8 protein-coding genes, 11 tRNA genes and 2 rRNA genes (1 of these 21 running past the window's edge) are annotated in these 15,197 nt (G+C 51.6%); all 21 read left to right on the top strand.

Annotation, left to right across the window (positions count from 1 at the left end; all coding sequences use genetic code 11):
• A 23S ribosomal RNA gene (locus tag MKZ15_RS20275) occupies positions 1 to 2,313 on the top strand; it begins 616 nt to the left of the window's first position.
• 58 nt (positions 2,314 to 2,371) lie between these two features.
• Positions 2,372 to 2,488, top strand: a 5S ribosomal RNA gene (rrf, locus tag MKZ15_RS20270).
• A 5-nt stretch (positions 2,489 to 2,493) separates the two neighbouring features.
• Positions 2,494 to 2,569: transfer RNA gene (locus MKZ15_RS20265), tRNA-Asn, on the top strand.
• A 3-nt stretch (positions 2,570 to 2,572) separates the two neighbouring features.
• Positions 2,573 to 2,645, top strand: a tRNA-Thr gene (locus tag MKZ15_RS20260).
• Positions 2,646 to 2,656: 11 nt separating this feature from the next.
• Positions 2,657 to 2,731 (top strand) — tRNA-Glu (locus MKZ15_RS20255).
• Positions 2,732 to 2,758: 27 nt separating this feature from the next.
• A tRNA-Val gene (locus MKZ15_RS20250) sits at positions 2,759 to 2,834 on the top strand.
• A 6-nt stretch (positions 2,835 to 2,840) separates the two neighbouring features.
• Positions 2,841 to 2,915, top strand: a tRNA-Gln gene (locus MKZ15_RS20245).
• A 13-nt stretch (positions 2,916 to 2,928) separates the two neighbouring features.
• Positions 2,929 to 3,004 (top strand) — tRNA-Lys (locus tag MKZ15_RS20240).
• Between the two features lie 13 nt (positions 3,005 to 3,017).
• A tRNA-Leu gene (locus MKZ15_RS20235) sits at positions 3,018 to 3,101 on the top strand.
• Positions 3,102 to 3,109: 8 nt separating this feature from the next.
• Positions 3,110 to 3,184: transfer RNA gene (locus tag MKZ15_RS20230), tRNA-Gly, on the top strand.
• A 9-nt stretch (positions 3,185 to 3,193) separates the two neighbouring features.
• Positions 3,194 to 3,270: transfer RNA gene (locus MKZ15_RS20225), tRNA-Arg, on the top strand.
• 27 nt (positions 3,271 to 3,297) lie between these two features.
• Positions 3,298 to 3,374 (top strand) — tRNA-Pro (locus MKZ15_RS20220).
• A gap of 12 nt (positions 3,375 to 3,386) precedes the next feature.
• Positions 3,387 to 3,460: transfer RNA gene (locus MKZ15_RS20215), tRNA-Gly, on the top strand.
• A gap of 337 nt (positions 3,461 to 3,797) precedes the next feature.
• Positions 3,798 to 6,593, top strand: coding sequence for a phosphoenolpyruvate carboxylase (ppc, locus tag MKZ15_RS20210; RefSeq protein ID WP_339817672.1), 2,796 nt, complete (start codon positions 3,798 to 3,800; stop codon positions 6,591 to 6,593).
• 259 nt (positions 6,594 to 6,852) lie between these two features.
• Positions 6,853 to 7,428: an RNA polymerase sigma factor SigW gene (gene sigW, locus MKZ15_RS20205; protein ID WP_155608456.1), complete on the top strand. Its 576-nt coding sequence runs from the start codon at positions 6,853 to 6,855 to the stop codon at positions 7,426 to 7,428.
• Between the two features lie 136 nt (positions 7,429 to 7,564).
• Positions 7,565 to 8,185 carry a zf-HC2 domain-containing protein gene (locus MKZ15_RS20200; protein ID WP_339817669.1) on the top strand — a complete coding sequence of 207 codons (621 nt, stop codon included), beginning with the start codon at positions 7,565 to 7,567 and terminating at the stop codon, positions 8,183 to 8,185.
• A 248-nt stretch (positions 8,186 to 8,433) separates the two neighbouring features.
• Positions 8,434 to 9,264, top strand: a complete 831-nt coding sequence (gene cdaA, locus MKZ15_RS20195) for a diadenylate cyclase CdaA (protein ID WP_155608454.1) — start codon at positions 8,434 to 8,436, stop codon at positions 9,262 to 9,264.
• The gene (locus MKZ15_RS20190; RefSeq protein ID WP_339817664.1) at positions 9,257 to 10,627 is read left to right on the top strand and encodes a CdaR family protein; all 1,371 of its coding nucleotides are present in this window, start codon (positions 9,257 to 9,259) and stop codon (positions 10,625 to 10,627) included. Before cdaA ends, MKZ15_RS20190 begins: the two co-directional genes overlap by 8 nt.
• Before the next feature lie 102 nt (positions 10,628 to 10,729).
• Positions 10,730 to 12,070 (top strand): phosphoglucosamine mutase, encoded by a 1,341-nt coding sequence (gene glmM / locus MKZ15_RS20185; RefSeq protein ID WP_193419117.1) that lies wholly within the window; start codon positions 10,730 to 10,732, stop codon positions 12,068 to 12,070.
• A 680-nt stretch (positions 12,071 to 12,750) separates the two neighbouring features.
• Complete coding sequence (locus tag MKZ15_RS20180) at positions 12,751 to 12,978, top strand: hypothetical protein (protein ID WP_155608451.1); 228 nt, start codon at positions 12,751 to 12,753, stop codon at positions 12,976 to 12,978.
• Between the two features lie 93 nt (positions 12,979 to 13,071).
• Entirely contained in the window at positions 13,072 to 14,904 is a 1,833-nt protein-coding gene (glmS, locus tag MKZ15_RS20175; RefSeq protein ID WP_193419115.1) for a glutamine--fructose-6-phosphate transaminase (isomerizing), read from the top strand.
• Positions 14,905 to 15,197 lie beyond the last annotated feature (293 nt).

Here is a 15,197-nt window from a genome sequence, read left to right as displayed (position 1 = left end):
TAGAATGAACCGGCGAGTTACGTTTGCAAGCAAGGTTAAGCCGAGAAGGTGGAGCCGCAGCGAAAGCGAGTCTGAATAGGGCGACTTAGTTTGTAGGCGTAGACCCGAAACCGTGTGATCTACCCCTGTCCAGGGTGAAGGTGCGGTAACACGCACTGGAGGCCCGAACCCACGTACGTTGAAAAGTGCGGGGATGAGGTGGGGGTAGCGGAGAAATTCCAATCGAACTCGGAGATAGCTGGTTCTCCCCGAAATAGCTTTAGGGCTAGCCTCGGTGGGATAGTCGTGGAGGTAGAGCACTGATTGGGTGCGGGGCCCGCCAAGGGTTACCAAGCTCAGTCAAACTCCGAATGCCACAGACTGATTAACCGGGAGTCAGACAGTGAGTGCTAAGATCCATTGTCAAAAGGGAAACAGCCCAGACCATCAGCTAAGGTCCCCAAGTGTGTGTTAAGTGGGAAAGGATGTGGAGTTGCACAGACAACCAGGATGTTGGCTTAGAAGCAGCCACCATTTAAAGAGTGCGTAATAGCTCACTGGTCGAGTGACTCTGCGCCGAAAATGTAACGGGGCTAAACACACCACCGAAGCTATGGCTAGATGCTTTGCATCTGGGGTAGGGGAGCGTTGTATGTAGGTTGAAGGTGTACCGTAAGGAGCGCTGGACAGCATACAAGTGAGAATGCCGGTATGAGTAACGAAAAGATCAGTGAGAATCTGATCCGCCGAAAGCCTAAGGGTTCCTGAGGAAGGTTCGTCCGCTCAGGGTAAGTCGGGACCTAAGGCGAGGCCGAAAGGCGTAGTCGAAGGACAACAGGTTGAAATTCCTGTACCACCGTAATCCGTTATGAGCGATGGGGTGACGCAGTAGGGTAGTGACGCGAGCTGATGGATGCTCGTCCAAGCAGTGAGGCTGGTGTGTAGGCAAATCCGCACACCGTAAGGCTGGGCTGTGATGGGGAGGGAAAATTATAGTACCGAAGGTCATGATCTCACACTGCCAAGAAAAGCCTCTAGTCAGGAGAAGGTGCCCGTACCGCAAACCGACACAGGTAGGCGAGAAGAGAATTCTAAGGCGCGCGGAAGAACTCTCGTTAAGGAACTCGGCAAAATGACCCCGTAACTTCGGGAGAAGGGGTGCCCCGGTAGAGTGAATAGCTCGAGGGGGCCGCAGTGAAAAGGCCCAAGCGACTGTTTAGCAAAAACACAGGTCTGTGCGAAGCCGCAAGGCGAAGTATACGGGCTGACGCCTGCCCGGTGCTGGAAGGTTAAGGGGAGTGGTTAGGGGTTAAACCCGAAGCTATGAACCGAAGCCCCAGTAAACGGCGGCCGTAACTATAACGGTCCTAAGGTAGCGAAATTCCTTGTCAGGTAAATTCTGACCCGCACGAATGGCGTAACGACTTGGGCGCTGTCTCAACGAGAGATCCGGTGAAATTTTAATACCTGTGAAGATGCAGGTTACCCGCGACAAGACGGAAAGACCCCATGGAGCTTTACTGCAGCTTGATATTGGACTTTGATACGATTTGTACAGGATAGGTGGGAGCCTAGGAAGCCGGAGCGCCAGCTTCGGTGGAGGCGCCGTTGGGATACCACCCTGATCGTATCGGAGTTCTAACCTGGTACCGTGATCCGGTACGGGGACAGTGTCAGGTGGGCAGTTTGACTGGGGCGGTCGCCTCCTAAAGAGTAACGGAGGCGCCCCAAGGTTCCCTCAGAATGGTTGGAAATCATTCGAAGAGTGCAAAGGCAAAAGGGAGCTTGACTGCGAGACTGACAAGTCGAGCAGGGACGAAAGTCGGGCTTAGTGATCCGGTGGTACCGCATGGAAGGGCCATCGCTCAACGGATAAAAGCTACCCTGGGGATAACAGGCTTATCTCCCCCAAGAGTCCACATCGACGGGGAGGTTTGGCACCTCGATGTCGGCTCATCGCATCCTGGGGCTGAAGTAGGTCCCAAGGGTTGGGCTGTTCGCCCATTAAAGCGGTACGCGAGCTGGGTTCAGAACGTCGTGAGACAGTTCGGTCCCTATCTGTCGTGGGCGCAGGAAATTTGAGAGGAGCTGTCCTTAGTACGAGAGGACCGGGATGGACGCACCGCTGGTGCACCAGTTGTTCCGCCAGGAGCATAGCTGGGTAGCTAAGTGCGGACGGGATAAGCGCTGAAAGCATCTAAGCGTGAAGCCCCCCTCAAGATGAGATTTCCCAATTAGTAAGACCCCTTGAAGACGACGAGGTTGATAGGCCTGAGGTGGAAGTGCAGCAATGTATGGAGCTGACAGGTACTAATCGGTCGAGGGCTTATCCAAATATCTAAAACAGCAAATTCGTTTCGTATCCAGTTTTCAAGGATTAAACCTTGAACCGTTTGGTGGCGATGGCGGAGGGGTTCCACACGTACCCATCCCGAACACGACCGTTAAGCCCTCCAGCGCCGATGGTACTTGGACCGAAGGGTCCTGGGAGAGTAGGACGCCGCCAAGCAATATTCCCTGATAGCTCAGTTGGTAGAGCACTCGACTGTTAATCGAGTTGTCACAGGTTCGAGTCCTGTTCGGGGAGCCATATGCTCTCATAGCTCAGTAGGTAGAGTGCATCCATGGTAAGGATGAGGTCACCGGTTCGATCCCGGTTGAGAGCTTCTCTACATAGGGCCCGTTGGTCAAGGGGTTAAGACACCTCCCTTTCACGGAGGTAACAGGGGTTCGAATCCCCTACGGGTCACCATTTCCGTAATATGTAGATCCCAGATATGGAGGCTTAGCTCAGCTGGGAGAGCATCTGCCTTACAAGCAGAGGGTCGGGGGTTCGATCCCCTCAGCCTCCACCATACCATTGGGGATTAGCCAAGCGGTAAGGCAACGGACTTTGACTCCGTCATGCATAGGTTCGAATCCTATATCCCCAGCCACTTTTCTTAGTAAGAGCCATTAGCTCAGTTGGTAGAGCACCTGACTTTTAATCAGGGTGTCGAAGGTTCGAGTCCTTCATGGCTCACCAGTTTCAATTATGTGCGCGTGTGGCGGAATTGGCAGACGCACTAGACTTAGGATCTAGCGTCTTTGACGTGGGGGTTCAAGTCCCTCCACGCGCACCATCTTTAATGCGGACGTGGCTCAGCGGTAGAGCATCGCCTTGCCAAGGCGAGGGTCGCGGGTTCGATTCCCGTCGTCCGCTCCATCTAAATACGCGCCCTTAGCTCAGCTGGATAGAGCGTTTGACTACGAATCAAAAGGTCAGGAGTTCGAATCTCTTAGGGCGCGCCATTTTTTAAATCAATACCACCTTATTAACGGGATGTAGCTCAGCTTGGTAGAGCACCTGGTTTGGGACCAGGGGGTCGCATGTTCGAATCGTGTCATCCCGACCATTTCTTTAAGGTGCGGGTGTAGTTCAATGGTAGAACTCCAGCCTTCCAAGCTGGTAGCGTGGGTTCGATTCCCATCACCCGCTCCATACATAACAGCAACATCATCGGATAAGATGATGTTTTTTGTTATAATTTTAGAGGATTATCTCCTTCCCGGGTATAAAAATTTTCTATCATTAACTTATACCCTTGCATTTTACTGCTTTACCGTGTTAGGGTAAGTGAAGTTGAAATGAATAGCGCTCCACTACGCGCATCACAGCTTCCCAGGATAAAATTTCTTACAAATTAAGTGAAGATTTTCAGGGGAGTTTATTGTATGATGTTAAGAAACGCTTAGCGAACGCCATTTGGTCTAAACGACAAAGATGATGACAATGCGGAATGAAGCTTGCTGCATTAGGGATGAAATGGGGGAGAAACATGACAGAGTTAACGGTTACCGCAGGAAAAGGCAACTCGAATAACTTGCTTCGGCGCGACATTCGTTTTTTGGGCAATATTCTAGGAGAGGTCCTGGTGCATCAGGGCGGCAATGAGCTCTTGGATATTGTCGAGAAGATACGTGAAGCCAGTAAATCCCTGCGGGCTGTATTTTTGCCGGAATTGCATGAAGAATTTAAAGGTATGATCAATTCTTTGGAGCCCGGAATCCGTCATCAGGTGATCCGTGCATTTGCGATCTACTTCCAACTGGTGAATATCGCAGAGCAGAACCACCGGATTCGCCGCAAACGTGACTACGAGCTATCTGCCGGGGAGACCGTTCAGTCCGGCACGATCGAGGCAGCTGTCCGCGATTTGAAGGAGCAGGGCTTTAACTATGCTGAAGCTCAGGAGATCCTGGGAGGCATGTCGCTGGAATTGGTCATGACAGCCCATCCGACGGAAGCGATGCGTCGCGCGATTCTAGACATCCACAAGCGTATCGCTGACGATGTTATGCAGTTGGATAACCCGACACTCACGTTCCGGGAACGGGAGCAACTGCGGGAGAAGCTGCTTAACGAAGTGATTACCCTTTGGCAAACCGATGAGTTGCGTGATCGTAAGCCCACCGTACTGGATGAAGTTAGAAACGGCATGTACTATTTTCATGAAACCTTATTCCATGTATTGCCTGAAGTGTATCAGGAGCTGGAACGCTGTCTGACTAAATACTATCCGGAGCATTATTGGCACGTGCCAACGTATTTGCGCTTCGGTTCCTGGATCGGCGGCGACCGGGACGGCAATCCATCGGTAACCTCGGATGTGACTTGGGAGACGCTGCGGATGCAACGCAAACTTTCGGTTCGCGAGTACCAACGGATTTTGTCCGAGTTGTTCAAGCACCTCAGCTTCAGCACCAGCATTGTAGATGTAACGGACGAACTGATGGCCTCCATTCAACGGGATCGCCTTCAGGTCACTTTGCGCAAAACGCAGCAATGGAACAACGATAAAGAACCGTATCGTATCAAGCTGACGTACATGACGGAGAAACTGCACAATGTTTTGGATGACAGCAAGAGGGATACGCCAGAGCGTTACCCAAGTGTTGAGGCGTTTATCCAGGATCTGAAAATCATCGACCGGAGCTTACGTCATCACTACGCCGACTATGTTGCCGATACCCATATTAAGAAGCTGATTCGTCAGGCAGAGCTGTTTGGCTTCCACACAGCCACGCTCGATATCCGCCAGCACAGCAAAGAACATGAGAACGCCATGACGGAAATTTTGGCGAAGATGAATATCGTGGACAATTATGCCGAACTGGAGGAGCAAGACAAGATTGAGTTGCTGGAACGTTTGTTAAACGACCCGCGGCCACTCACTTCTCCGTATCAGGATTACAGCGAGAATACGAGAGAGTGCCTGGATGTTTACCGCACCGTGTATCTGGCGCAAAAAGAATACGGCCAGCAGTGCATTACCAGCTATCTCATTAGTATGGCGGAGGCGGCCAGTGATATTCTCGAGGTCATGGTCTTCTCGAAAGAGGTGGGCTTATTCCGCAAAGAAGCCGATGGATCGGTCGTATGTACACTGCAAGCTGTTCCGCTGTTTGAAACGATCGACGACTTGCACGCAGCGCCGGGAATCATGCGCCAGCTATTCGGCATGCCGATTTACCGCGAGTCGGTAGCGGCGATGAACGATCTCCAGGAAATCATGCTGGGCTACTCCGACAGCAATAAGGACGGCGGTGTCGTTACGGCGAACTGGGAGCTACGCGTAGCGCTGAAGCAAATTACAGCCGCAGCCCATGAATATGGCGTTAAGCTAAAGTTCTTCCACGGACGCGGCGGCGCGCTTGGGCGTGGCGGTATGCCGCTGAACCGCAGTATCCTCGTGCAACCGCCAGAAACGATTGGCGGAGGTATCAAGATCACCGAGCAAGGCGAAGTGATTTCTTCGCGTTATTCTTTACGCGGTATCGCGTACCGCAGCTTGGAGCAAGCAACCTCGGCCCTGATTACCGCGGCGATTCAAGCGAAGCTCCATCAAGGAACAAGTCCGGAAGAGCAACGTTGGGAAGACATCATGGCGGGCATTTCCGAGAAATCGCTTCATAAGTATCAAGATCTTGTTTTCCGCGAACCGGATTTCTTGAAATTCTTCCGTGAATCGACGCCATTGGTCGAGGTCGGCGAGTTGAATATCGGTTCCCGTCCTTCCAAGCGCAAGAATAGCGATCGGTTTGAGGACCTGCGGGCGATTCCATGGGTGTTTGCCTGGACGCAAAGCCGGTACTTGTTCCCAGCCTGGTACGCAGCGGGGACCGGTCTGATGGACTTCTACCAAAACAACGAAGAGAACCTCAAGGTTCTTCAAAATATGTATCAGCATTTCTCATTCTTCAGAACGGTGGTTGATACACTACAGTTCGCGTTGATCAAAGCAGATCTGGTGATTGCTAAAGAGTATGCGAAAATGTGCTCGGATGACGAGGTTAAGGATCGCATCCTCAGCCAAATTGAAGCGGAGTTCCGCTTGACTCGGGAAATGGTGTTGAAAATCACCGGCATTACCGAGATCCTCGATAACATACCTGGGCTGCAAGAATCTATCCGCTTGCGTAACCCATATGTCGATCCGCTTAGCTATTTGCAGGTACAGCTCTTGACGGAGCTGCGCACGGCGCGAGACCAAGGTCAGGATGATGCCGAACTGCTGCGTGAAGTGTTGCTTACGATTAACGGAATTGCCGCAGGTCTCCGGAATACGGGTTGATACCTGCAGATTTATCGACAGGAAAGTCAAAACGGGCCTTCTCTACGAGGAGGTCCGTTTTTTTGCATTCCGCTTTTGCTGAATGTATTGCATTTTGTGAAAAGTTGCTTTAACATTTGAATGAAGTGCCGACGACTGGAAGTACCCTTTAAATTGTCATAAAGTCAGGTTACTAAAGGGACGAATAGCCGGACAGGCAGGGTATAAGTATATAAGGATATCATGTACCTGAGCCCTTCCAACCGATTTGGGGGAAAATATGGTGGTGGAACATTTTGATGCAAGACTGGTGAAGCTGGCCCGCAAAGGAGATCAGGGCGCCTTCGCCGAACTTGTTGATCTATATAAGGATAAGCTTTATCATCTCGCATACCGGATGTTGTCGAATCGTCACGAGGCGGAGGATGTCGTACAGGAGACGTTCTTAAGGGTGCACAAAAATTGGAGCCGATACGACGACAAGCAGAAGTTCTCCACGTGGATTTACCGGATTGCGACCAACTTATGCATCGATCGGCTGCGGAAGCGGAAGCCAAGTTATTATCTGGATGCCGAAATGAACGATCAGGAGGGCATGGACGGATACACCTTGATTCCCGGGGACGAACGAACGCCGGAATCGGAATATCTGCTGTCGGAAACGCAACAGACCATCCACCAAGCCATCGACGGCTTGCCTGCCAAATACAAGTCGGTGATCGTGCTCCGTTATCTTCAGGAAATGTCGCTGCAAGAGATCAGCGACGTGTTGGATATGCCGGTGACGACGGTCAAGACGCGCGTTCACCGTGGACGGGAATTTCTACGTAAGAAGCTAGAGCATAAGATGCTTTAAAATGGGGACTCCTCCAACGATATTATTTTTGAAACGAAATGTGAATCGTTACGTATGTTAAGGTAGGACGACTATGATCTCTAGCCGTGCCCTCCGCTTTTCGCATAGATTAGTACTACTGAAAGGATTGGCTGATATGGAATGCAAACATGCCTCATCCATGATGCATGATTACCTGGACGGCGAATTGAGCCGCGACCATGTCGAACAGCTGAAGCTGCATCTAGACCAGTGTCCGGATTGCCTAAAGGAATTCAGGGAATTGGAAAGAACCGAAATGATGCTGTTTGCAACGATTAAACAGCATGCTAACCTATCGGCTCCCGATGAACTGGTGAACCGGATCATCAGCCAGATCCCGAGTCAGCCCAAGCAGCAGGCATGGATCCAATGGATCAGACGCCATCCGGCTTTGACGGCGGCAGCGATGTTTTTACTGGTCATGCTGTTCAGTGCAGTATCTCTTTGGGATAGCGACGATCAACTCATCGTTAAAGGAGCGGACCTGGATCAGGTCATTATTCAAGGCGACACGGTCACCGTACCCAGCGACTCCAAAATTGTCGGGAACTTGACCGTCGAGAACGGCAAAGCCGAGATCTACGGTGAAGTGCAAGGCAACTTGACGGTGATTGACGGCTCCTATTACCAAGCCTCCACGGCGCATGTCTCGGGCGAAGTCAAACAGATTGATCAAGCGCTGGATTGGATCTGGTATAGGATTATCAATACGTTTACGGAAGTTGCCTATAGGTGATCATCGAACGATGTAGAATAAAATGGCGCCTCACCTTCGGGAATGGGCGCTTTTTTATTTGGTGAACGAAGGAAAAAATTAACAACAGATACGGAATGAGCCTATTTTTACTGAACGCTTGCATCTAACTTGTGAACGTTATAACCTAGTAGTTAGGGGAAACTTATAGAGACAAGCTTGTAGGTTGTACATATCGTTTCCTTGTCGGCGGGCCAAACGTCCGCAAGGAACATTCCGGGGGTCGCAGCATGAACTATTTTGTGAATCTGACTTGGCAGGATACCATCAAGGATGTTATCGATATCCTCATTGTTACCTATATAATATATCACCTGATTTTGCTCGTACGGGGGACGCGTGCCGTGCAGCTGCTCAAGGGGATTCTGGTCCTGGTGTTTATTTGGGCCGTGAGTACCTGGTTTGATTTGTACACGCTGAAATGGCTGATGAATCAGATGTTTACGTTTGGGGTGCTGGCGATCTTCATCATTTTTCAGCCAGAGCTTAGACGTGCATTGGAGCAGCTCGGTCGAGGCAAGCTGTTTGGGCGGAATAGTGCGGATGAAGAGGAGTTCGGCAAAGAGATCGGCGAGATCATTAAGGCCGTAAATTATTTATCGCGTAGAAAGATAGGGGCCCTAATCGTTTTTGAACGAGACACGGGTTTAAATGAATACACCGAATCGGGGATTCCGATGCAGTCGATCATTTCTTCGCAACTGCTGATCAACATATTCATCCCGAATACCCCTTTGCATGACGGTGCCGTAATTGTACAAGGTCACCGGATTTCCGCTGCCGCCTGCTATTTGCCGCTGTCGGAGAATCCGTTTATTAGCAAAGAGTTGGGTACAAGGCACCGGGCAGCGATCGGGATTAGTGAGGTCGGTGATGCCGTCTCCATCGTCGTATCCGAGGAGACGGGGCAAATTTCTCTGGCGATTGACGGTCAAGTCGTTCGGGATATCAACGAGGAGTCGCTGATTTCCAAGCTTTATGCGGAATTAGGTCCCAACTCAAACACCAAAGAAAAACGCAGCCCGTTCCGCAGACGGAAGGAGGCCGGCAAAAATGGATAAATGGCTCACTCATAACAATTTTGCCAAGGTCCTCGCTCTTGTGTTTAGCATTATTTTGTGGGCCATGGTGCATCTGGACAGCGGAACCCCCGTTGACTCCACGACACTGGCGCAGCCGCGATTCATCGACAACGTCAAAATCGAAGTGACTGGATTTGACGAGGACAAATACATTCTGTATGACCTTGAGCCTAGCACAGTACGTATGGAGGTCAAAGGAAAACGAATTGACCTAACCACGAACTTTTCCGATTATAAGGCGAGGCTAAATCTTGAAAACCTAGGACCCGGAACGTTCACGCTCCCATTGACCCATGAGCTTCCTCCTGGAGTTGAACTCATCTCGATGGACCCCTCGATCGTAAAGGTGACGATCGAAGCGAAAGAGACCCGGACGATCCCCGTGACCATTGTCACGAAAGGGGAGCCGGCCGATGGATTAGTTCTTGGGACTCCGATTGTAGCTGGAGAAGGAACCGTAGATGTAACGCTGCCGGCAAGTGAGGTCCAAGAGTTGAGTAAAGTTGAAGGCATAGTGGACGTCACTGGACTCAAGGACTCGGTAAAAGGCAAAAGCGTCAAGCTGACGGCATATGATAGACAAGGGCAGCCGATGGAAAATGCGAAAATTTCGCCTAGTTCGGTGGACGTAGAAGTACCGATTAATAAACTTTACAAAAACGTGCCGCTCGAAGTACGCAAGTCAGGGCAACTGCCTTCCGGTTATGTCTTAACCGGTGTCGAGACCGATGTGGAAGGCGTCGTGCTATATGGCTCCAAAGAAGCGTTGGAGGGTATATCCTCCTATCCGGTGACGGTCGATCTGAGTCGTTCCGACGGGTCGACTGAGACTAAATACTTGGTGGACTTGACTCCTCCGGAAGGTTTTGAGAAAATCGAGCCGAGCTCTGTCACGATCACATTGCATGTCATGCCAGGCGGGCAAAAGCAGCTTGAAGGCGTGCCGGTAACGTTGAAAAATACGGGATCTTCGTACGACGTCAAATGGATCCGGCCGGTGGAGGCAATGCTGAGCTTGACGGTGATCGGGCCCAACGAGACGTTGGATGCTCTTCGGCCGGAGGACATTCAGATTACGGCGGACTTGGCGCATCTGGGGGCGGGAACCCACTCGGTACCGATCGAGGTGAATCTGCCAGAAGGTGTGGAATTAGCCGACTCGGAAACCTCAATAACCGTAGACGTGGAGCTGACGGAGAAAGGAAACCCAACCTCCGGTGTGCCTGTGGAACATTCGGATCCGGCAGACGGCGCTCAAAGCCCTGCTGGAAGCGGAACGCCATCCCGTCAGGAGGAAGGCGGCAATACGACAGAGGATATCACCTCGGGCAATGGTGCGTAACAAGAAAGATTAGCGGACAACCAAGAATATAGACCGGACAGTCATCACCCGGGAGACGTGGAGAACGGTATGGTGCTGGCAAAATATTGAAGGAGTGAAACCATGGGGAAGTATTTTGGAACGGATGGCGTAAGAGGAATTGCGAATCAAGAGCTGACAGCTGAGCTAGCTTACCAGATCGGGCGCTGCGGAGGTTACGTGCTGACTGGGCAGGCCTCCAAGCCGAAAGTCGTCATTGGTATGGATACGCGCATTTCGGGCGTCATGCTGGAGTCTGCGTTGGTGGCGGGAATGCTGTCGATCGGTGCGGACGTCATTCGTCTGGGCGTCGTGACAACGCCGGCTGTGGCCTATTTGACCCGCTTGCTTCAAGCGGATGCGGGCGTCATGATTTCTGCCTCCCATAATCCGGTTGAGGATAACGGGATCAAGTTTTTCGGCAGTGACGGATTTAAGCTGTCGGACGATACGGAATTGCAAATCGAAGAACTACTCGACAAGGATACCGACGAATTGCCACGGCCGATTGGCGGCGGTTTGGGTACGGTGACGGTCGATAACGAATCGAAGCTGAAATACCTGGATCATCTGAAAACGACAATCGGCTCCTCGTTCAAAGGGCTGAAAGTCGTGCTGGACTGCGCGAACGGAGCGGCCTATGAGCTGGCACCGAAGCTGTTTAGCGAGCTGGGAGCCGAAGTGCATACACTGGCCGCCGAGCCAAACGGCCTCAATATCAATGACCATTGCGGATCTACGCATCCAGAACGGCTCAAAGAGGAAGTCGTGCGTCTAGGTGCTCATCTCGGACTTGCTTTTGACGGCGATGCGGATCGGTTGATCGCCATCGATGAATTAGGCGAAGAGGTAGACGGCGACTACATCCTGTGCATCTGCGGTGACGCGATGAACAAAGCCGGTAAACTGAAAGACAGTACCGTTGTTTCGACGGTGATGAGTAATTTTGGCTTCTACAAGGCAACAAAGAAACTGGGATTGGCTACTCAGCAAACCGCGGTGGGTGACCGTTATGTGATGGCAGAGATGCTGCGCGGCGGCTACAATCTTGGTGGGGAACAATCCGGGCACGTAATTTTCCTGGATTACAATACGACCGGGGACGGAATTCTGACGGCGATTCAGCTAGTCGATACGCTGTTGGCTTCCGGCAAGCCGCTTAGCGAGCTGAAGAAGGTCATGAAGCAGTATCCGCAGGTGCTGGTAAACGTCCGCGTTCAGGACAAGAGCAAGTTTGCCGGAAATGCTCTGATTGCCGAAGCGATTGCCGAGGTCGAGCAAGAGCTGGCCGATAACGGACGGGTACTGGTTCGTCCGTCGGGGACGGAATCGCTTATCCGCGTCATGGCTGAAGGGCCGGAGAAGGCAGAGCTGGAGAAGCTGGTTTCGCAGATCGTGGAGGTCGTGGAGAAACAATTGGTGTAACGACCTGACTTTTTATTTGGATATAGGATCCTTCAAGGACCGCTGAACAGGATTGATTTCCTGTTCGGCGGTTTTTTGCTTAGGTTTGGTAAGGACTACAGTATCTTTTTTACTCCTTTTGACGATTATCCCGTTGCATCAGGTCATGTCATGCATAGTCGTGGTGTCGTCCTGTAAACAGGAACAACTCGACTCGGGGGCATGAAGCTACTTCAACTGAGACACAATTCCCCCATTTCTGAACGAAAGGGATAATCGTGTAAAGAGGCGTGAGGTTGACCCTAAGGGCATTAAGGACCCTAAGGACCATAAAGGCCGTAGCTCGAGGGGAGGGGTCAGACGTTGTTCTGGGCCAGAGGGGTAAAAAGCACGATTTGATGAATCAGGACAAGTTGATCATTGCCAAATCGGGTGAAGGTGCATATAATTAAGCATATTCGAGCAAAGAAAGTGAGGGTTGTCAGGTTTACCGGAATTTAAGCGCCAGAACTTCATTGTGCGCGTGCGTTGGGATCGTAAAGGGTAAACAGGCGCTCTTAGGAGACGTTGTCGCTAGGGCAGAGGCGGAAGGCCAATCTGCCGGTGACCGCAGAGAATCTTGAGGCGTTAGCGAACCAAACGTACGGCAAAGCGAAGTTGACGAGGTGGAGGTGTTCGGAATGTTCGGCGGGGGCCTCCCGGTGCTTCATCGCACCGTAACCGCATCGGCAAAAGGAATGGGCGACCGTTCCCACAAACCGTGCGGGCAGATGGAACATCACATTCATTGGATTTTCATGAATGTACGTAAGCAAGCAACGCGGAAGAAATCCGCGGTGGACGGAGCAATCTGGGCATTCGTGAAAAAGTGGTTGAAAATTGCAGAATCGTCTGCTTTTGACCAAGGTGTTTTTTTGACAATTGAATAGTTCTGTCTCAGTACACTGCGTGATTCTTCTTCCGTGTTCCGCTTCTTACGGCCAAAAACCATCTTGTAAGAATGAAACGGAGGATAAAATATTATGTGTGGTATTGTTGGATATATTGGGAATCGGGATACGCAGTCGGTGTTGCTTGACGGATTGAAGAAGCTGGAGTACCGCGGGTACGACTCAGCCGGGATCGCGGTATTTACGTCAAATGGCTTGAAAATCGCGAAATCGTTGGGACGTCTGGCCAATCTGGAGTCGAAATTGGAAGGTGCACCGCTCAAGGGATCGGCCGGGATCGGTCATACCCGCTGGGCTACGCACGGCAAACCGTCTGACGTGAATTCCCATCCGCATACCGACCATACTCAGAAGTTTTCGGTCGTGCATAACGGGATTGTTGAAAACTATCTGGAGTTGAAGGAAGAACTGATCGAGCAGGGGTACGTCTTCGTTTCGGAAACGGACACCGAGGTGATTTCCCATTTGGTGGCCCGCGAATATCAAGGCGATATCGTGAAAGCCGTTCAGAAAGCGATCAGTTTTATGCGCGGCGCTTTTGCGCTTGGGGTTTTGACCGAGTATGAACCCGAGAAACTGGTTGCGGTTCGTCAAGCTAGCCCGCTCATTATCGGTCTCGGTGAAGGCGAGAACTTTATCGGCTCCGACATTCCGGCTTTGTTGAATTATACGCGGAACGTGTATATTTTGAATGACGGTGAAATGGCGGTATTGACGAAGGATGCTGTCGAATTGATGACGATCGAAGGGAACTTTATTTCTCGGGAAATGATTCGTGTCGATTGGGACGCCGTGACCGCGGAAAAAGGCGGTTTCGATCATTTCATGCTGAAAGAGATCCACGAGCAACCGAAGGCTTACCGCGACACGATGTTGGGACGCATCGACGAAAGTGGACGGAAGGTTGTGCTTCCAGGCCTTAAACTGTCGGACGAAAAAATCCGCAGCTTGACCTCGGTTCATGTCATCGCCTGCGGTACGGCTTATAATGCCGGTCTGGTCGGCGGGACGGCGATCGAACAACTGGTGCGCATTCCGGTGATGAACGACGTTGCCTCGGAATATCGTTATCGCTCGCCGCTGATCACGCCAGAGACGCTCGTGATCGTGGTCAGCCAATCCGGTGAAACGGCGGATACATTGGCGGCGCTGCGTGAAGCGCAAGCGAACGGTGCGCATGTACTAGCGATCACCAACGTGGTTGGCAGCTCGATCGCCCGCGATGCGGACGATGTGATTGCGACGCTGGCGGGTCCGGAAATTGCCGTTGCTTCGACGAAAGCTTATACGTCCCAGTTGATCGCGTTCTACCTGCTTGGTCTGTACATGGCTCAAGTGCGCGGTACCCAAAGCGCGGACGATGTAGCCCATGTCATCGCCGCGATGCATTCGCTGCCGGAGCAGGTGGAAAGCATGTTGGCTCAAGCCGATACGGTGAAAGCTTACGCGGAGCAAATCGCCAGCCACGAGCATCTGTTCTTTATCGGCCGCGGCCTTGACTATTCCGTCGTGCAGGAAGGCTCGCTGAAGTTGAAAGAGATTTCCTACATTCACTCCGAAGCGTACGCCGCTGGCGAGTTGAAGCACGGCACACTGGCTTTGATTGAGGAAGGCGTTCCGGTCATCGCGCTTGCGACCCAGGAAACCGTGCTCGAGAAAACCGTCAGCAACATCAAGGAAGTGAAAGCCCGCGGGGCGGACGTCATGGCGATTACGCACGAAGAGAACGTGCCTGACCTGCTGAAGTCCGTTGACCAAGCGCTGGCCATTCCGAAGACGTTGCCGCTACTGACGCCGGCCTTGTCCGTTGTACCGCTGCAACTGCTCGCGTACTACGCAGCGCTGGCTCGCGGCAACGATGTCGACAAGCCGCGGAACTTGGCGAAGAGCGTGACGGTCGAGTAAGTGATGTCTGATGACATTTGAACAAAGCTTATAAAGTATGACTGCAAGCCGAGCTGATTTCAGGTATTTACTCCTGATTTCACTCGGCTTTTTCTTTTCTCCGCGATTAATTAGAATTAATTTCATAACTCACAAGCCTTGATGTAGCTGGATATATTAGGCACATCCCCTATGCCGCAGATTCGACACGAGCCACATTTATTCCCCTCCTGCGTCGTCGTAGGTCCAGTAGAGGTGGGGTTAGCAGTGATTTGTAACGTGTGTTATGATTACGTGGAGTATAGAAACCGCGA

Source organism: Paenibacillus sp. FSL R7-0216 (assembly GCF_037969915.1).
In the GTDB taxonomy this organism is placed as follows: Bacteria; Bacillota; Bacilli; order Paenibacillales; family Paenibacillaceae; genus Fontibacillus; species Fontibacillus rhizolycopersici.
This window is presented reverse-complemented; position numbering and strand designations above follow the sequence as displayed.

Bases quoted from the DNA above. Each gene is read 5' to 3' on its own strand.
- ppc (WP_339817672.1), top strand. From the start codon at position 3,798: ATGACAGAGTTAACGGTTACCGCAGGAAAAGGCAACTCGAATAACTTG.
- sigW (WP_155608456.1), top strand. From the start codon at position 6,853: ATGGTGGTGGAACATTTTGATGCAAGACTGGTGAAGCTGGCCCGCAAA.
- MKZ15_RS20200 (WP_339817669.1), top strand. From the start codon at position 7,565: ATGGAATGCAAACATGCCTCATCCATGATGCATGATTACCTGGACGGC.
- cdaA (WP_155608454.1), top strand. From the start codon at position 8,434: ATGAACTATTTTGTGAATCTGACTTGGCAGGATACCATCAAGGATGTT.
- MKZ15_RS20190 (WP_339817664.1), top strand. From the start codon at position 9,257: ATGGATAAATGGCTCACTCATAACAATTTTGCCAAGGTCCTCGCTCTT.
- glmM (WP_193419117.1), top strand. From the start codon at position 10,730: ATGGGGAAGTATTTTGGAACGGATGGCGTAAGAGGAATTGCGAATCAA.
- glmS (WP_193419115.1), top strand. From the start codon at position 13,072: ATGTGTGGTATTGTTGGATATATTGGGAATCGGGATACGCAGTCGGTG.